General features: G+C 74.8%; 11 protein-coding genes and 1 pseudogene. 2 read left to right on the plus strand and 10 right to left on the minus strand.

Translation table 11 applies throughout. The features are described 5' to 3' along the window. Window positions 1-60: 60 nt before the first annotated feature. From IE98_RS0102600 to IE98_RS0102610, 3 genes are all read right to left on the minus strand, one after another. On the minus strand, window positions 61-1,578 hold the full coding sequence (locus IE98_RS0102600) for a glycosyltransferase family 39 protein (protein WP_052390046.1): 1,518 nt from the start codon (window positions 1,576-1,578) through the stop codon (window positions 61-63). Window positions 1,579-2,075: 497 nt separating this feature from the next. Beyond that, window positions 2,076-2,762 carry a LuxR C-terminal-related transcriptional regulator gene (locus tag IE98_RS0102605; protein ID WP_030263323.1) on the minus strand — a complete coding sequence of 229 codons (687 nt, stop codon included), beginning with the start codon at window positions 2,760-2,762 and terminating at the stop codon, window positions 2,076-2,078. Next, on the minus strand, window positions 2,755-4,203 hold the full coding sequence (locus IE98_RS0102610; protein WP_030263326.1) for an ATP-binding protein: 1,449 nt from the start codon (window positions 4,201-4,203) through the stop codon (window positions 2,755-2,757). Before IE98_RS0102610 ends, IE98_RS0102605 begins: the two co-directional genes overlap by 8 nt. Before the next feature lie 132 nt (window positions 4,204-4,335). Between IE98_RS0102610 and IE98_RS41925 the strand changes: the two genes are divergently transcribed. Both IE98_RS41925 and IE98_RS0102620 read left to right on the plus strand, forming a co-directional pair. Further along, window positions 4,336-5,871, plus strand: coding sequence for a PspC domain-containing protein (locus IE98_RS41925; RefSeq protein WP_043173295.1), 1,536 nt, complete (start codon window positions 4,336-4,338; stop codon window positions 5,869-5,871). Beyond that, on the plus strand, window positions 5,868-6,092 hold the full coding sequence (locus IE98_RS0102620; protein WP_030263332.1) for a hypothetical protein: 225 nt from the start codon (window positions 5,868-5,870) through the stop codon (window positions 6,090-6,092). Before IE98_RS41925 ends, IE98_RS0102620 begins: the two co-directional genes overlap by 4 nt. 30 nt (window positions 6,093-6,122) lie before the next feature. Here IE98_RS0102620 and IE98_RS52470 read toward each other — a convergent pair whose 3' ends face one another. The 7 genes and pseudogenes from IE98_RS52470 to IE98_RS0102650 form a co-directional block, all read right to left on the minus strand. Further along, entirely contained in the window at window positions 6,123-6,428 is a 306-nt protein-coding gene (locus IE98_RS52470; RefSeq protein WP_234443391.1) for a Rieske (2Fe-2S) protein, read from the minus strand. Window positions 6,429-6,656: 228 nt separating this feature from the next. Further along, window positions 6,657-7,157, minus strand: a pseudogene (locus IE98_RS52475) (DoxX family protein); the annotation flags it as partial. A 171-nt stretch (window positions 7,158-7,328) separates the two neighbouring features. Next, a complete protein-coding gene (guaA, locus tag IE98_RS0102630) occupies window positions 7,329-8,924 on the minus strand; it encodes a glutamine-hydrolyzing GMP synthase (RefSeq protein WP_030263337.1) in 1,596 nt (531 codons plus the stop codon). A 980-nt stretch (window positions 8,925-9,904) separates the two neighbouring features. Next, window positions 9,905-11,689 carry a GMC oxidoreductase gene (locus tag IE98_RS0102635; RefSeq protein WP_030263339.1) on the minus strand — a complete coding sequence of 595 codons (1,785 nt, stop codon included), beginning with the start codon at window positions 11,687-11,689 and terminating at the stop codon, window positions 9,905-9,907. 57 nt (window positions 11,690-11,746) lie between these two features. Continuing rightward, window positions 11,747-13,381 carry a succinic semialdehyde dehydrogenase gene (locus IE98_RS0102640; RefSeq protein WP_030263345.1) on the minus strand — a complete coding sequence of 545 codons (1,635 nt, stop codon included), beginning with the start codon at window positions 13,379-13,381 and terminating at the stop codon, window positions 11,747-11,749. A gap of 88 nt (window positions 13,382-13,469) precedes the next feature. Further along, window positions 13,470-15,215: a serine/threonine-protein kinase gene (locus tag IE98_RS47665; RefSeq protein WP_052390047.1), complete on the minus strand. Its 1,746-nt coding sequence runs from the start codon at window positions 15,213-15,215 to the stop codon at window positions 13,470-13,472. A 143-nt stretch (window positions 15,216-15,358) separates the two neighbouring features. Continuing rightward, window positions 15,359-16,444, minus strand: a complete 1,086-nt coding sequence (locus IE98_RS0102650) for a hypothetical protein (RefSeq protein WP_030263350.1) — start codon at window positions 16,442-16,444, stop codon at window positions 15,359-15,361. Between the last annotated feature and the right edge of the window lie 12 nt (window positions 16,445-16,456).

Genomic DNA, 16,456 nt, shown 5'->3' on the forward strand with positions numbered 1-16,456 from the left:
CCCACGATGACAGCCCCCCTGGCTCTTCTGTGCAAACTCAGTGTCAACCCACGATGACGATCAGCGGGCCTTGCGCTCCAACAGGGCCACCGTCAGACCACGAACATACTGCACCTGCGTCGTGGTGTAGGACGCGCGCAGCGCGTCGGCCTGGGGCCCGGAGAAGTGGCCCAGGAGGTCCGGACCGTCCGTGGGGACGACGACCCAGACACGGTTCGTTCCGAGGCAGTCGGCGGGCCGGGTGCACTCGGAGGCGAAGAGGTCGTCGCGCTCGACCGCCGTCCTGGACACCAGGACGTCCGTCAGGTGCACGCTGCCCGGCAAATAATACGCAATCTCGAAGTCGAGCATGCGCCATTCGTCCTTGCCGCGGACGGGTGCGAAGCCGTCGCCGGGACGGTACCCGTCGGCGATGACCGCGGCGGCGCGCTTGCCGTCCGTCCACTCGTGCGAGGTGCCGGTGCGGAGCTTCTGCTGGTCCGGGACGCCGAGGACGACGGCGACGGCCAGGCCGAGCACGCCCAGCAGCCGCGGCCGCAGCGAGCCGAGGCCGGCCGCCGCGAGCACGCACCAGGCCGGCAGGGTGTAGAGCTGGTAGCGCTCGAAGAAGTACACGCTCGACCCGTGCGAGGCGGCCCAGCTGAGCAGGATCGGCAGGGCGGCGAGGACTCCGGTCTCGAAGGCCGGCCTGCGGCGGGCGGACCACCCGGCGGGTATCGCCACGAGCAGCAGGAAGAACATGCTGACCAGCGGCGAGCCGAAGAGGTTGTGCCAGTAGTCGTGGAACGTCTGCAGCGACGGCTCGTGCAGCCAGGAGATCTGCCGCCCCACCTGCCGCCGGCCGGCCAGCACCAGCGGGACCAGCGGGACCAGGCCGACCAGGACCGCGGCCGGCCAGCGCAGGAGCAGCCGTCGGTCGCGCGACCGACGCCAGTGCAGGAACACGACCACCAGGTGTCCGGACAGGAACATCAGGGACACCATGTGGAACAGCCCGGCCGCGGCCACGGACACCGCGTAGGGCAGCCAGCGCAGCACCGTCGGCCGTTCCAGGGCCCGCAGCAGCAGCCAGGTCGCCGCGGACACGGCGAGCAGGACGAAGCCGTAGGCCCGGGCCTCCTGGGCGAACCGGGAGACGGAGGGGACGGTCGCGAACAGCACGCCGGCGAACAGCGCGGTACGGGTGTCGAACAGCCGGCGCGCGGTGAGCGTGGTGAACGCCGCCGTCCCGGCCAGGGCGAGGGCCGACGGCAGCCGGAACACGGCGGGGCCGTCCCCGAAGGCGGCGATCCAGTAGTGCATCAGCAGGTAGTAGGCGCCGGAGACGGCGTCCACGTGCTGCAGCATGTCGAAGATCTCGCCGGTGCTGCGGGTCGCCGCGCTCCAGGTCGCCAGCTCGTCGCGCCACAGCTGCGGTCGCGCACTGCCGCGCACGCCGAGGGCGAGCGTCAGCAGCGCGGGCCAGAGCCAGACGGTCCTGGTCAGAAGGTCGCGGGCTCCCCCCGTCGGCCGGCCCGCCGCGGACCCGGCGTTGGCCGGGTCGGCGTGGCGGTCTCGGTCAGCGACGCTCGCGGTCATGGCGGTCGGTTCTCCAGAGGATGTGTCGGTGGGACGGGGCCGGTCCGCCGCGGTCTCCCGCGCGGCGTCGGCGCCCGGCCGTAACGGCCGTGTCCGGGCGGCACGCGCACCGGCGGCCGCCGTCCGGTGGCCGTGGTCGGCCCGCTGCACCGTGGTCGGTTCGCACGCCCGATCGACCCCGGCGGGCCCGGCCGGATCAAAGGCAGCATAGTCGCCACGGGTGTGCGGAATGGCCGTCAGGGGGCGAACTGGCGTGCGGCCAGGGGTGCCAGAGGTGGCGCGGGACCGTCGGAGCGGCCGGTGGCGTCCGCACTGCGGGCCCGCCGGTCCGGCCGCGGGTGCGGCCGTCTCCGGGCGAGGTCACGGGTGCTGCGCCGGTCGGCGAGGACCGGCGAGCACCGGGACGGCCCGGTCGTGCCCCCGCCCGCTGCGGCACGGGGGCACCGGAACGCCCCGCCCGGCCGGGGTGACGAGTGTCACCCGGGCCGGGGACCGGGTCAGACCAGTCGGCGGGCCGTCGCCCAGCGGGTCAGCTCGTGCCGGTTGCTGAGCTGGAGCTTGCGCAGCACCGCGGAGACGTGGCTCTCCACCGTCTTCACCGAGATGAAGAGCTGCTTGGCGATCTCCTTGTAGGCGTAGCCGCGGGCGATCAGCCGCAGCACCTCGCGCTCGCGCTGGGTGAGCCGGTCGAGGTCCTCGTCGACCGGCGGGGTGTCGGTGGCCGCGAAGGCGTCCAGGACGAACCCGGCGAGGCGCGGGGAGAACACCGCGTCGCCGTCGGCGATCCGGAAGATCGCGTTGACCAGGTCGGTGCCGGTGATCGTCTTGGTGACGTAGCCGCGGGCCCCGCCGCGGATGACGCCGATGACGTCCTCGGCGGCGTCCGAGACGGAGAGCGCGAGGAAGCGCACCCCGCCCTGCTCGCCCATCAGCGGCGCCGAGCGGCGCAGCACCTCGACCCCGCCGCCGCCCGGCAGGTGGACGTCGAGCAGCACGACGTCCGGCCGGGTCTCGGCGACCACCCGGACCGCGGACTCGACGTCGTCGGCCTCGCCGACCACGTCGATCCCGGTCGTCTCCGTCCGGCCGATCTCGGCCCGCACCCCGGTGCGGAACATCCGGTGGTCGTCCACCAGCACGACCCGCGCGACGCGCTCCGGCGCGCTTCCCCCTGCGTCAGTCATCTGCCCTCTCCATCTCCAGCTCGACCTCGGTGCCGCCGCCCGCCGCCGGCCGCACCCGGGCGGTGCCGCCGTTGCGCCGCATCCGGCCGACGATCGACTCCCGCACGCCCATCCGGTCCTCGGGCACGGCGTCGGGGTCGAAGCCGGGGCCGTGGTCGCGCACGAACACCGACACCGTCCTCCCCTCCACCTCGGCGTACACCTGGACCGGTCCCCCGCCACCGTACTTGGCCGCGTTGACCATCGCCTCCCTCGCGGCCTGCATCTGCGCCGAGATCCGCTCGTCCATCGGGCAGTCGCCGACGCAGACCAGTTCGACCGGGACGCCGTGCCGGTCCTCGACCTCGGCGACGACGGCCCGGACGTGCTCGGCGAGGGTGTCCGGCGCGGCCTCGGCGACGGCCTCGGGGCGGTAGAGCCACAGCCGCAGCTCGCGCTCCTGGGCGCGGGCGAGGCGCAGCACCTCCTTGGGGTCCTCGGCCCGGCGCTGGATCAGGGTGAGGGTGTGCAGGACGGAGTCGTGCACGTGGGCGGCGATCTCGGCGCGCTCCTGGGCGCGGATGCGGGCGGTGCGCTCGGCGCCGAGGTCCTGCCACATCCGCAGCGCGTACGGGCCGACCAGCACCAGCATGCCGGCGAGCACCGCGAGCGAGGCCTCCACGATCGAGGCCAGGGTGGAGCCGCTGCCCTGCAGCACCAGGAAGCCGACGATGCCGGCCACCACCAGCAGCACGCCGGCGGCGACCCGGACGAACGCGCTGCGCTGCTTGGACCCCTCCTCCAGGCCGAACCAGCGCTGCCAGCGGGAGTCGTCGGCCTGCCGCCAGACCAGGGCGACGCCGACGCCGATGGTGAGCAGTGGCCAGACGTAGGGCTTGGCGGTCTGGATGTGCAGCGCGTTGAGCAGCGCGATCACGCCGACGACCAGCATCAGCAGGGCGATCAGCTGGCCGAGGCCGCCGCCGGTGCGGCCGGCCGTGCCGGGGGCGCCAAGGGTGTGGTCGCCGGGACCGGGGGCGTCGGCGGGCAGGCCGTGGAAGGTGCGCTGGAGCAGGTCGCGCAGCCGGCCGAGGCCGCGCCGGCCGCCCTTGACCGGGCCGCCGGAGGGGCGGGTGCCGGCGTCGACGCGGACGAAGGCGCCGTCCACGTAGGCCCACCGGGTGGGTGCACCGGGGGCGGGCTCGCCGATGCCGATCGGCACCACGAACCAGAAGGCCGCGTACAGCAGCGCGCCGATGCCCTGGGCGAAGAAGAGGAGGACGAAGGCGCCGCGGACCCAGCTGACGGGCAGCCCGAGGTGGACGGCCAGGCCGTGCGCGACGCCGCCGAGCATCCGTCCGTGCGGGCTCCGGTAGAGCCGGCGGTACGGCTCGACCTGGCCACCGGGGGCGGGTGGGGCGTCGGGTTCGGGCTGTTGGGTCTCGCTGCCGGGTGCTGCCACGCCACAGACGGTCTCATGTCAAGCGGTACTGGTGCATCAGGGTCGGCCCCGGAAGTCCCTCAGGGACAGATCAGGGTCCGTCCGGGGCCGCAGGCGGTTGGGCGCGGGCCCCGCAGCCACCAGGATGGTGCCATGACCGACGAGCAGAGCACGGCCGGGCAGGCCGACGGCACCGCCGCCGCACCGCCGGAGGACGTCCCGCAGGGTGCGCAGCGCCCGCCGCTGGCCCGCAGCGGGCAGCACCGGGTGGTGGCCGGCGTGTGCGGCGGTCTCGGCCGCCACCTGGACATCGACCCGGTGGTGTTCCGGGTGGTCGTCGCGGTGCTGTGCCTGTCGGGCGGCCTCGGTCTCTTCCTGTACGGGCTGGCGTGGCTGATCGTGCCGCGCGAGCCGGTCGACGGCCGGCCGGGCCGCACCGAGCTGCAGCGGGTGCTGACCGGCCGGGTCGACGGGCAGTCGATCGGCGCGGTGCTGCTGACGGTGATCGGCACCGGGGTGTTCTTCTCGTCCATGGGCGACGGCGGGCAGCTCTTCCCGCTGCTGCTGCTCGGCGGCCTGGTGTTCCTGGCGGTCCGGTACGACCCGGAGCGCCGCCGCCGGGCCCGCGGCGAGGCCGCGCCGGCGACGGCGGACGGCCCGTACGACCGGCTGGAGGAGCCGGTCGAGGAGCTGGACTGGAAGACCTGGCAGCACCGCTTCCACCAGGACTTCCGGACGGAGTGGCGGGCCCGCAAGGCGGAGATGCACGAGCGGCTTCGGGCGGCCCGCGAGGAGTTCGCGGCGCAGCACGCCCGGGACCGCGCGGCGGGCCGGGTGCCGCAGGACACGCCCCCGCCAGGGCCGAGCGGCTACCTGTGGGACCCGCGGCACCCGGAGCGCAATCCGTACGGCTCGCAGACGCCGCCGGGGGTGCCGGCGCAGGCCTGGTGGAAGCGGACGGACCTGCCGGAGGGCGATCCCCTGCGCAAGTCGGGGTCAGCGGGGCCCTCGGGTGCGGTGGGGGCCGCCGAGGCGCCGGTGCCGCCGGCGGTGCCGCGGCCGACCGGGGTGGTCCGGCACGGCGGTTCGGGCCTCGGCGGGGTCGGGGTGCTGCTGGCGCTCGGCGCGGGGGCGCTGGCCTGGTGGCTGACCGACCGGCAGGGGCAGCCGGTGCACATCGCGACGGTGCTGGCGGCGGCGCTGCTGGCGACCGGTGTGGTGATGCTGGTCGGCGCCCGGTACGGGCGGGCCCGCGGGCTGGCCGTCCCGGCGCTGCTGCTGACGCTGGTGCTGGCGGCGGCGGGCGGGTCGAACGCGGCGCTGCACGCCGGGGTGGGCGACCGACTGTGGGCGCCCGCGACGGCGGCGGGCCTGCAGGAGCACTACGACCTGGGGGCGGGCGACGCCACCCTCGACCTGACCGGGCTGGACCCGGCGGGCGCCTCGCTGACGAGTGCGGTGCGGGTCGGCGCGGGTGATCTGAAGGTGCTGCTGCCGAAGGACGCGGACGTCGAGCTGACCGTGCACAACCTGGCCGGGGACATCCGGCTGCCGAACGGGGAGCACCTGTCCGGCACCAACAACAACCACACGTACACGCTGCACCCGCCGGCCGGGACGGCCTCCCGCGGGAAGCTCGACCTCACGCTGACGGTCGGGCTCGGAGACATCAAGGTGGTCCAGTCATGAGGAAGCACCGGCTCGACCTGTTCTCGCTGATCTCGGGGCTGCTGTTCACCGTGGTCGCCGCGGTGTACCTGGTGGCGTCGCTCAACGACCGCACGGTCAACGGACGGATCGTCATCCCGCTGACGCTGATCGGGCTCGGGACGGCGGGGCTGGCCGGGGCGGTGGCCGCGGTGGCCAGGCGCGGGCGGGGCGGCGAACTGCCGCCGCCCGAGGAGCGCTGACGGCGCTCCTCGGGTCCCGGCGGCCGGCCCTCAGCTCTGCCGGCCGCCGAGCTCCAGGTCGCCGCCGTTCTTGGTGACGGTGTACTTCGGCAGCGGCTTGGTGGCCGGTCCGTTGACCACCGCGCCGGTCTTCGCGTCGAAGCGGGAGCCGTGGCAGGGGCAGTACATCTTGCCGTCGCGCGGTGCGTCGACCGTGCAGCCGGAGTGGGTGCAGATCGCGGAGAAGCCGCAGTACTGGCCGGCGGTGGGCTGCACGATGTAGATCGCGTCGCCGCTGGTCGGGTCCTTGACCTGTGCGGAGCCGCCGACCGGGACACTGGCGGCGGCCACGGTCACCTTGTCGCCGGTCGCGGGCGCGGGGTTGGTGGACCCGGGCGCCGGGTCGCCCTGGGCGCCCGCCGTGCCGGAGGTGGCCGGGGCGGCGACGGCCTTGCGGTCGCGGCCGAAGGTCGCGGTGAGCGAGCCGGAGAGCAGCCCGGCGCCGCCGAGGGCGACGGCGGCGATCCCGCCGTCGAGCAGGGACCGTCTGCGGACGGCTCCCTCGGGCAGGCCGCGCAGCCGGTCGCGTTCGGCGCGGCGGGCGAGGTAGCCGTCGACCGAGAGGTACGGGGTGCCGGCCAGCACCAGCGGCGTCCAGGCCATCAGGTAGGCGAGGTCGTTGCCGAGGTAGTACGGCGAGACGTTCCAGCTGACCGTGAGGAAGAGGGTCAGGTTGATCACGGCGCCGCCGGCCGCGGCGAGCCGGCCCCAGAGCCCGAAGAGCGTGCCGAGGCCGACGGCGAGCTCGCCGAAGGCGATCAGCAGGGCGAAGAAGGTCGGTGCGTGCAGGGCCGGTCCGAGGGCCCAGCCGATCGGGCTGCCGTCCTTGGCGGCCTGGGTCTGCGAGACGAAGGAGGCGGCGTCGCCGGCGCCGGCCAGGTAGTGCGAGTCGGAGAGCTTGTCGAAGGCCGCGTAGACGAAGGTGACGCCGAGGAAGAGCCGCAGCGGCAGGGTCGCGTACTGGGTGGCGGTGCGCTTCCACGCCTCGCGCCGGGAGGGGGTGTGTCCGTCGTGCGCCCCGGTCATGCCGTCGCCCTTCCCTCACGGCCTGTCAACTGCTGACAGGTCCGGTCCGATTCTGCCCGTTGCTGTGCGTGTTCTGTCGCAGGTCCGGTGGCGCACACAGCCGCGCCGCCACTTCCTGGTACGGAAGCGGCGGCGCGGTCGTTCAATCGGCCGTGCGATCGGCCGGCGGGATCACTCCCACTCGATGGTGCCCGGCGGCTTGCTGGTGACGTCCAGCACCACGCGGTTCACGTCGCGGACCTCGTTGGTGATCCGGGTCGAGATCTTCGCCAGCACGTCGTAGGGCAGGCGCGACCAGTCGGCGGTCATGGCGTCCTCGGACGAGACCGGGCGCAGCACGATCGGGTGGCCGTAGGTGCGGCCGTCGCCCTGGACGCCGACCGAGCGGACGTCGGCGAGCAGCACCACCGGGCACTGCCAGATCTGCTTGTCCAGGCCGGCCGCGGTGAGCTCCTCGCGGGCGATCGCGTCGGCCTCGCGGAGCAGGTCCAGACGCTCCTCGGTGACCTCGCCGACGATCCGGATGCCGAGGCCCGGACCGGGGAAGGGCTGGCGCTGGACGATCTCCTCGGGCAGGCCGAGCTCCTGGCCGACCATCCGGACCTCGTCCTTGAACAGCTTGCGCAGCGGCTCCACCAGCTGGAACTGGAGGTCCTCCGGCAGGCCGCCGACGTTGTGGTGCGACTTGATGTTCGCGGTGCCGGTGCCGCCGCCGGACTCCACCACGTCCGGGTACAGGGTGCCCTGGACGAGGAACTCCACCGACTCGCCGTGCTCGCCGGCCTCGGCGACGATCTCGGCCTGCGCCTGCTCGAAGACGCGGATGAACTCCCGGCCGATGATCTTGCGCTTCTGCTCCGGGTCGCTGACGCCGGCCAGCGCGGTCAGGAAGCGCTCCTTGGCGTCGACGACCTTCAGCTGGACGCCGGTGGCGGCCACGAAGTCCTTCTCGACCTGCTCGGTCTCGCCCTTGCGCATCAGGCCGTGGTCGACGTAGACGCAGGTCAGCCGGTCGCCGATGGCCTTGTTGACCAGGGCTGCGGCGACCGCGGAGTCCACACCGCCGGACAGGCCGCAGATGGCGCGCCTGTCGCCGACCTGCTCGCGGATCAGCGCGACCTGCTCGTCGACCACGTTGTGGGTCGTCCAGGTCGGCGCGATGCCGGCGCCGCGGTAGAGGAAGTGCTCCAGGATCTGCTGGCCGTGGTCGGAGTGCAGCACCTCGGGGTGGTACTGGACGCCGTACAGCTTCAGGTCGTCGTTCTCGAAGGCGGCGACCGGGACCACGTCGGTGGAGGCGGTCACGGTGAAGCCCTCGGGCGCGGCGGAGCACGCGTCGCCGTGCGACATCCACACCGAGTGCTGCGCCGGGACGCCCTCGAACAGGGTGGAGCCGGTGCGGCTGACGGCCAGCGGGGTGCGGCCGTACTCGCGGGCACCGGTGTTGTCGACGGTGCCGCCGAGGGTGATCGCCATCAGCTGGAAGCCGTAGCACATGCCGAAGATCGGCACGCCGGCCTCGAAGAGCGCCCGGTCGAGCCGGGGCGCGCCCTCCTCGTAGACCGAGGACGGCCCGCCGGAGAGGATGATCGCCTTCGGGTTCTTGGCGAGCATCTCGGCGACCGGCATGGTGCTCGGCACGATCTCGCTGTAGACCCGGGCCTCACGCACCCGACGGGCGATGAGCTGGGCGTACTGGGCACCGAAGTCGACGACCAGGACGGTGTCGTTCTCGGTTGCGGACTGGTCCGGGGAAGCAGAGGACACGGACGGCCTTCCGGCGGGTGTGGGGAGGGTCTGCAGCCGAGTCTACCGGGGCGGCTCGAACGCTCGGACCGCCCGGCCGCGTCCCGGCCGCCGCCGCAGCGTTCACCCGCTTGCCGGGCCACCGGGCCGTGACCGCCGGCCGCGGCGGATCGTTGCACCGCTTGACCGTGACGACCGCACCTGGCCCACCAGGTCCGGGCGGTCAGGACGGTCGGCAGGACCACGCGTGGATCCGACATCCGGTCCACTCCCGTGCGTGGCGGGCGGATGCCCGCCGTGGGACCGTGCGGGGGTGCGGCGACCGGGCAGCAGGGGACAGCGACCCCGGCCGCGACCGGACGGGCCGTCGGGGCGGGGAGGCCGGCGCCGGCCTCCCCGCCCCCCGGCCGCACCGCACGCCCGGGCCCCGGCCCACGGGCCCGTACCACTCCTCGGCCGCCCCCGTCCCACCCTTCGGCCGCCCCGCGCACTCCCCCGTGCGCCCCTGCTTGCGACTACTACGCTGGGTAGTCGACACCGGCGGCCGCGTCCCCGGCCGGCCGGGCCCGCACCGCCCGCGCCGCGTCGTGAACGGAGGGATCTCCACCGGGAAACGGACTGTGCCGAACTGCGCCGAACCGGTTGCACAGTACGGCCGCCGTCCATCACGATGCTGGTTGTGGGGGTTGGCCGACCGCCCGGCGAGGGCGGCGCGGACCGGCTGCGCGGGGCGTCCGCGGGCCGGTGGCGACAACGGTTATCACCTCACGCTCCGTGAGGGCCGACCCGGGCCCGTGCACGCGACGGGGCCCGTACACCACCGGGCGACCCGCCGCCTCCGAACCATTCCGAACGACGGCGCACTTCCCCCGGTGCCGTCACCCCAGCACCCGGCGCAGCCCTGACGCCGCGTGCTGAACGACAAAGGGCCCCGTTCCCCCGCGGGGCCCTTTGCCCTGCCCGCCGCCGGCCCGGGGCACCGCCCCGGCGCGGCGGCGGGCTCAGTCCTGCGGCTCGCGGGCGGGCACCACCGGCACGGGCAGCAGCGGCAGCCGCAGCGCACCGAACGCCCCCGCGGGCACGGCCGGCTGCTTCGGCCCGACCGCGGCGACCCGGCGGTAGCCCTCGCCCTGCGCGGGCCGCGGGTCCGCCTCACCCTTGTTCGGCCAGAGCGACATCGCCCGCTCGGCCTGCGCGGTGATGGTCAGCGACGGGTTGACGCCGAGGTTGGCGGAGACGGCGGCGCCGTCCACCACGTGGACGCCCGGGTGCCCGTACAGCCGGTGGTAGGGGTCGATGACGCCGCGCTCGGCGTCCTCGCCGATCGGGCAGCCGCCGAGGAAGTGCGCCGTCATCGGCATCCGCATCAGCTCGCCCACGTTGGTGCCGGCGAAGCCGTTGATCTCGTCGGCGAGGATCCGCGCCGCCTCCTCGCCCTCGGGGATGTGCTCCGGGTTGGGCGCGCCGTGGCCCTGCTGCGCGGTGAGCAGGCCCCGGCCGATGCCCCTGGGCTTGCGGAAGGTGGTCAGCGAGTTGTCCAGCGACTGCATGACCAGGCCGATGATCGTCCGCTCCGACCAGCGGTACTTGGAGAGGTTCCGGGCCGACAGCACCGGGTGCCGCACCGTGGTGGCCAGGTACGAGAGCAGGTTGGAGCGGCGGTGCGGGAACTGCAGGATGGTCATCAGGCCCATCGCGTTCGAGCCCTTGCCGTAGCGGACGGGCTCGATGTGGGTGTTCCCGTTCGGGTGGATCGAGGACGTGATCGCCACGCCGCGGCTGAAGTCGGCCCTGGGCGCCCCCGTCTTGCGGCGGTAGCGGCGGTTGTCGGTCAGCGCGCCGACCAGCGACTCCGAGTTGGTGCGGGTGAGGAAGCCCAGCTTGGCGGAGATCCTCGGCAGGGCGCCGGTGTCGCGCATGGTGTGCAGCAGCGTCTGGGTGCCGTAGGTGCCGGCCGCGACCACCACCTGGCGGGCCCTCAGCACCGTGCGCGGGCCCTTACGGCGCCGGTCGGTGGGGACGGTGGTGACCGCGTAGCCGCCGTCCGCCTCCTCGGTGAGGCCGGTCACGGTGGTCAGCGGCCGCACCTCGGCGCCGGCCTGCTCGGCCAGGTAGAGGTAGTTCTCGATCAGCATGTTCTTGGCGCCGTGCCGGCAGCCGGTCATGCACTCTCCGCACTCGGTGCAGGCGCGGCGGGCCGGGCCCGCACCGCCGAAGTACGGGTCGGGGACCTCGGTGCCGGGCGCGCCCTTCGCCGTGCCGTCCGCGTCCTTGCCGTCGCCGAAGAACACGCCGACCGGGGCGAGGTGGAAGGTGTCGCCGACGCCCATCCGCTCGGCGGTGGCCTTCAGATGGGTGTCGGCGGCGGTCACCGTCGGGTTGAGCCGCACGCCGAGCATCCGCTGGGCCTGGTCGTAGTACGGGGCGAGCTCCTCCTGCCAGTCGGTGATGCCGCCCCACTGGCGGTCCTCGAAGAAGGCCTTCGGCGGCACGTACAGCGTGTTGGCGTAGTTGAGCGAGCCGCCGCCGACGCCCGCGCCGGCCAGCACCAGCACGTTGCTCAGCAGGTGGATGCGCTGGATGCCGTACAGGCCGAGGGCGGGCGCCCACAGGTAGTTGCGCAGGTCCCAGGAGTTCTTCGGCAGGCTGTCCGCCGACCAGCGGCGGCCGGCCTCCAGGACGGCGACCCGGTAGCCCTTCTCGGTGAGGCGCAGGGCGGCGACCGAGCCGCCGAAGCCCGAGCCGATCACCACCACGTCGTAGTCGAATCCGCCGTTGTCCGCCATGGTGCCGCTGCTCCTTCGAGGGTGGGGGTGGTGCGCGCGGGCGCCCGGGTGCGGGGCCTACCGGAAGCCGAGGGCCTTCATCGCCCGGAGCCCGGTGGTCAGCAGCGCCGCGAAGCGCTCGTCGTCCAGCCCGTGCGAGGGGCCGATCGGCAGCAGCCGCTGGGTGGCGACGGTCTGCGCCTCGGTGAAGCGCAGGATGCCCTCGGCGCCGTGCCGCCGGCCCAGGCCGGAGTCGCCCATGCCGCCCATCGGGGAGGCCACCGAGCCGTACGCCGCCGCGTACGCCTCGTTGACGTTGACGGTGCCGGTGTGCAGCCGGGCGGCGACGGCGCGGCCGCGCCGGGCGTCCTTCGTCCACACGCTGGAGTTCAGGCCGTAGGGGGTCGAGTTGGCGATCCCGACGGCCTCGTCCTCGGTGTCGAAGCGGTAGACGGAGACGACCGGGCCGAAGGTCTCCTCGTTGCAGACCGCCATGCCGGGGGTGACGCCCTCGAGGACGGTGGGCTCGTAGAAGAGCGGGCCGAGGTCGGGGCGGGGGCGGCCGCCGGCCAGCACGGTGGCGCCGGCCTTGACGGCCTCGTCGACATGCCGGGTGACGGTCTCCAGCTGCCGGTCGGAGACCAGCGAACCCATGTCCGCGCCGTACGCGAGGCCGCCGCCGAGGCGCAGCGCCTTCGTCCGGGCGGTGAAGCGGGCGAGGAACTCGTCGGCGACCGAGCGGTGCACCAGCAGCCGCTCGATGGAGATGCACAGCTGGCCGGCGGAGGAGAAGCAGGCCCGCACGGCGCCCTCGGCGGCGCGCTCCAGGTCGGCGTCGGCGAGGACGAGCAGGGCGTTCTTGCCGCCGAGTTCGAGGGAGGCGCCGACCAGGCGGCCGGCGGCCTGCTGGGCGACCTGCCGGCCGGTGCGGGTGGAGCCGGTGAAGGAGACGTAGTCGGCGTGCTCGACCACGGCCGGGCCGACCACCGGGCCGTCGCCGACCACGATCTGCCAGACGTCGGCGGGCAGGCCGGCCTCGACGAGCAGCTCGCGGGCCCACAGCGCGGTGAGCGCGGTCTGCGTGTCCGGCTTGTTGACCACGGCGTTGCCGGCCGCGAAGGCGGGCAGCGCGTCGCTGACGGACAGCTCCAGCGGGTAGTTCCAGGGCGAGATCTGCCCGATCACGCCCTTGGGGCGGCGGCCCTCCAGGGTGTGGGTGAGCACCGGCAGAGCGCCGCCGCGGCGGCGGTCGCGCAGGTAGGAGGCGGCCTTGCGGCCGTAGTGCCGGGCGGCGGAGGCCGCGGCCAGCACCTCTTCGAAGGCGTGCAGGCGGGTCTTGCCGGTCTCGGCCTGGATCAGGTCGAGCACCTCGTCCTGCCGGGCGAGCAGCAGGTCGTGGAAGCGCAGCAGGACGGCGGCGCGGCGGCGGACGGGCAGGGCGGCCCAGCCCTGCTGGGCGCGGCGGGCCCGGCGGTAGGCCTCCTCGACGTCGGCCGGGGTGGACTGCGGCAGGCTCGCCAGCGGCTCGCCGGTGAGCGGGGCCGCGGTCACCGCCCGCTCGGCGTCCTCGCCGGCGGTGATGCCGCGGGCGAGCCGTTCGACGAGGGCGGGCGTGACGGCCGAGGCGACCGTGCGGGCGCCGCCGGGGGCCGCGGGGTTGCGTCCGGCCTCGTCGGTGGCCGGGGCCTGTGCGTCTGCCGTGGTGTCCGTCATACGGCGCAGCCTAGGCGTTCGCGGCCCGGATGTGTACCCGCCGGTAACACCCAATTCCCGTGACGGCGCGGACACGCCCGGTGGGGGCTCAGCCCTCCACGGAGAAGTTGTTCAGCACGACGGTGAAGCGGCGCAGCGCGTCCTGCCAGTCCTTCTCCGGGGAGGCGACCAGCACGTCGTAGGAGGTGCCGTCCTCGGTGCGGAACTCCACCTCCTTGAGGTGGCGCCGGCCGGTGCCGTCCAGCGACTGGTAGCTGAACTCCCAGACCGCCGCCTCCTGGCCGTTCACCTTGATCCCGGTGAGGTTCTCGCGGCGGTAGGCCGGACGGTTCTTGGTGATGCTCTCCTCCATCTGCTGGAAGTGCTGGAGCGGAGTGAGCGGCTGACCGACCGTCACGGCGAACTGCAGGTAGTGCACCTTGTTGTCGGGGCTGTAGTAGATCTCGTTGTTGTCGGTGGTGCGCACCCACGCCTTGCCGCCGACGGCGGCCGGCATCGGGAAGCGGAAGCCGGCCGGGTCCTGCTTCCAGCTGTAGCCGCTGGGCGCGGGGCCGGGGGTGTCGGACGGGCGGGTGGTCGGCACGGTGATCGGCGCGGTGCCGCTGGCGGTGGGGTCCGGCTCCTCGCCGCCACCGGGGTCGGACTGCGCCTGCACCACGTACGCGGTGACGGCCGCGGCGGCCAGCAGCAGGGCCAGGCCGGCCAGCAGCAGCGGGCGCAGCCGGCGCGGGCGGGCGGGCGCGGCCGGAACGGCGGGCAGCGGCTCGGTGGCGGGCGCGGCCGGCTGGTGCGCGGTCGGGGCCGGGGCCTGCGGGGCCGGGGCCTGCGGCAGCGGGCCGTGCGGTGCGGGCTCGGGGACGGGCAGGGTGGGCGCGGTCGGCGGGTGCGCGGCGGTGCGCGCGGGCTTGTCGGTGCGGTCGACCACCGGCACCTGCTGGGTCGGCACCCGGTGCGCCGAGGCGGCCGGGCGGGCCTTCATGCCGAGGGTGTGCCCGGCGGTGACCTCGCGCAGCATCCGGGCGGCCTCGTCGGCGGTGGGCCGCTCGGCCGCGTCCTTGGCCATCAGGGCGGCCAGCACCGGGCCCAGTGCACCAGCCCGGCGGGGTTCCGGCAGCGGGTCGCCGACCACCGCGGCCAGCGTGGTGAGCGGGGAGGTGCGGCGGAAGGGCGACTCGCCCTCCACCGCGGCGTACAGGGTCGCGCCGAGGCCCCACAGGTCGGAGGCGGGGCCGGGGCGCTCGCCCTGGGCCCGCTCGGGCGCGAGGTAGTCCGGCGAGCCGACCAGGTCGCCGGGGCGGGTGAGTTCGGTGGAGCCCTCGAAGGTGGCGATGCCGAAGTCGAGCAGGACGACCCGGCCGGTGCCCTTCTCCAGCAGCACGTTGGCGGGCTTGACGTCGCGGTGCAGCACGCCGAGCTGGTGGCCGCGGTGCAGCGCGGCCAGCACCTGCAGGCCGACCTCGGCGGCCTCCCGCGGTGCGAGGGTGCCGTCCTGGCTGATCACGTCCGCCAGCGACCGGCCGTCGACCAGCTCCATGACGATCCAGGGGCGGCCGTCGTCCTCCAGCACGTCGTGGATGGTGATGACGCCGGGGTGCTTGATCCTGGCGGCGGCCCTGGCCTCCCGCTTCATGCGGGACTGCAGGATCTCCAGCTCCTCCTCGGGGAGGTGGTTGACGGTCAGCTCCTTGACCGCGACCTCGCGGTCGAGCATCTCGTCGCGGGCCCGCCAGACGGTGCCCATGCCGCCGCGGCCGAGCCGGTCCCCCAGGACGTACCGTCCGGCGAGTACCCGGCCGGTGTCCATGCCTTCCGACGACCGGTCCTGCACGCCCATGGCGACCGTTCCCCCATCCTCAGTCCACCGTCACCGTGACGGAGGTATCGGTGCACCGCAGACTCACCGCACGGACATCTTCTCAACCACACCGGGCCGCGTTGCGCCGGGGCCCGAAATGCACCCCCGCGCACCCGGTACGGTCAGCCCGCCGTCAGGACGACCGCGGCGAGGGCCGCGACCAGCGCCAGCAGGACCCCGCCGACCAGCAGCGGGCCGAGCAGCGCGGGCGGCACCCGGGAGGGGCCGCGGGGCACCGGCAGGTGCCGCTCGCCGTGCCGACGCCCGCGCGGGTGCGGCACCACCGGCCCGGCCGGCCGCACCACCGGCAGCAGCGGCGGCTCCTCCTCACCGGGGCCGAACGGCTCGGGTGCGCCGGCGAGCACGGCGCGCACCCGCCGCTGGACGTCCTCGGCGGTGGGCCGGGCGGTCGGACCGAGGTCGAGGAGCTCCTCGACCAGGCCGCGCAGCGGACCGCAGCCGTCGGCGGGGTAGCGCCGGCCGTCGCGGACGGCGGCGAGCAGCGTCGGCAGGTCGTCCTCGGGGTAGGGCCCGTGGCCGGTGAGCAGCCGGTAGAGCAGCACGCCGAGCGCCCAGCAGTCGCCGGGCGGGCCTGCGTCGGCGGGCCAGTGCTCGGCCCGGGGGCCGAACAGGTCGGCGCGGGCCTCGTACCGGCGGCGCGGGACGGACCCGGCGAGCTGGAGGCAGACCGCCTCCCGGGCGGCGCCGAGGAGCAGCCCGCCGAGCATCGCCGCGCCGTCCTCGCAGACCAGCACCGCGTCGGCGGTGACGTGGCCGTGCACCAGGCCGGCGCCGTGCAGGGCGCGCAGCGCGCCGGCGAGGTCCGCGGCCAGTTCGGCGACCCGGTACGGCGGCACCGGGCCGCCGTCGGCGAGTTCGGCGAGCGGCGCGCCGGCCAGCCGTTCGGCCGCCACCCACAGCAGGTCGCCCTCGGCGGCCGCGCCGGTCTCGACGAGCAGCCGCGGGTGGCGCGGCACCCGGTCGGCCAGTGCGGCGACGGGGCCGGCGATCCGGTCGCCGCGGCGGGCGTCGGCGTCCTCGTACAGGTCGTCGTCCGCCCCGCCCGGGACGAGCAGTTCCGGCAGGTCGAGGGCGTGCAGCAGGACCGGCGCGCCCGTGTGCACGTCCTGCGCGGGCAGGCCGGCTCCCGTCGGACGGTCCGTCACCCGGTACCGTCCGGCCACCAGCTGACCGGGGGCCGCTCGCATGTCCGACTTCCT

Source organism: Streptomyces sp. NRRL B-24484, from assembly GCF_000717715.1.
Classification (GTDB): Bacteria; Actinomycetota; Actinomycetes; order Streptomycetales; family Streptomycetaceae; genus Kitasatospora.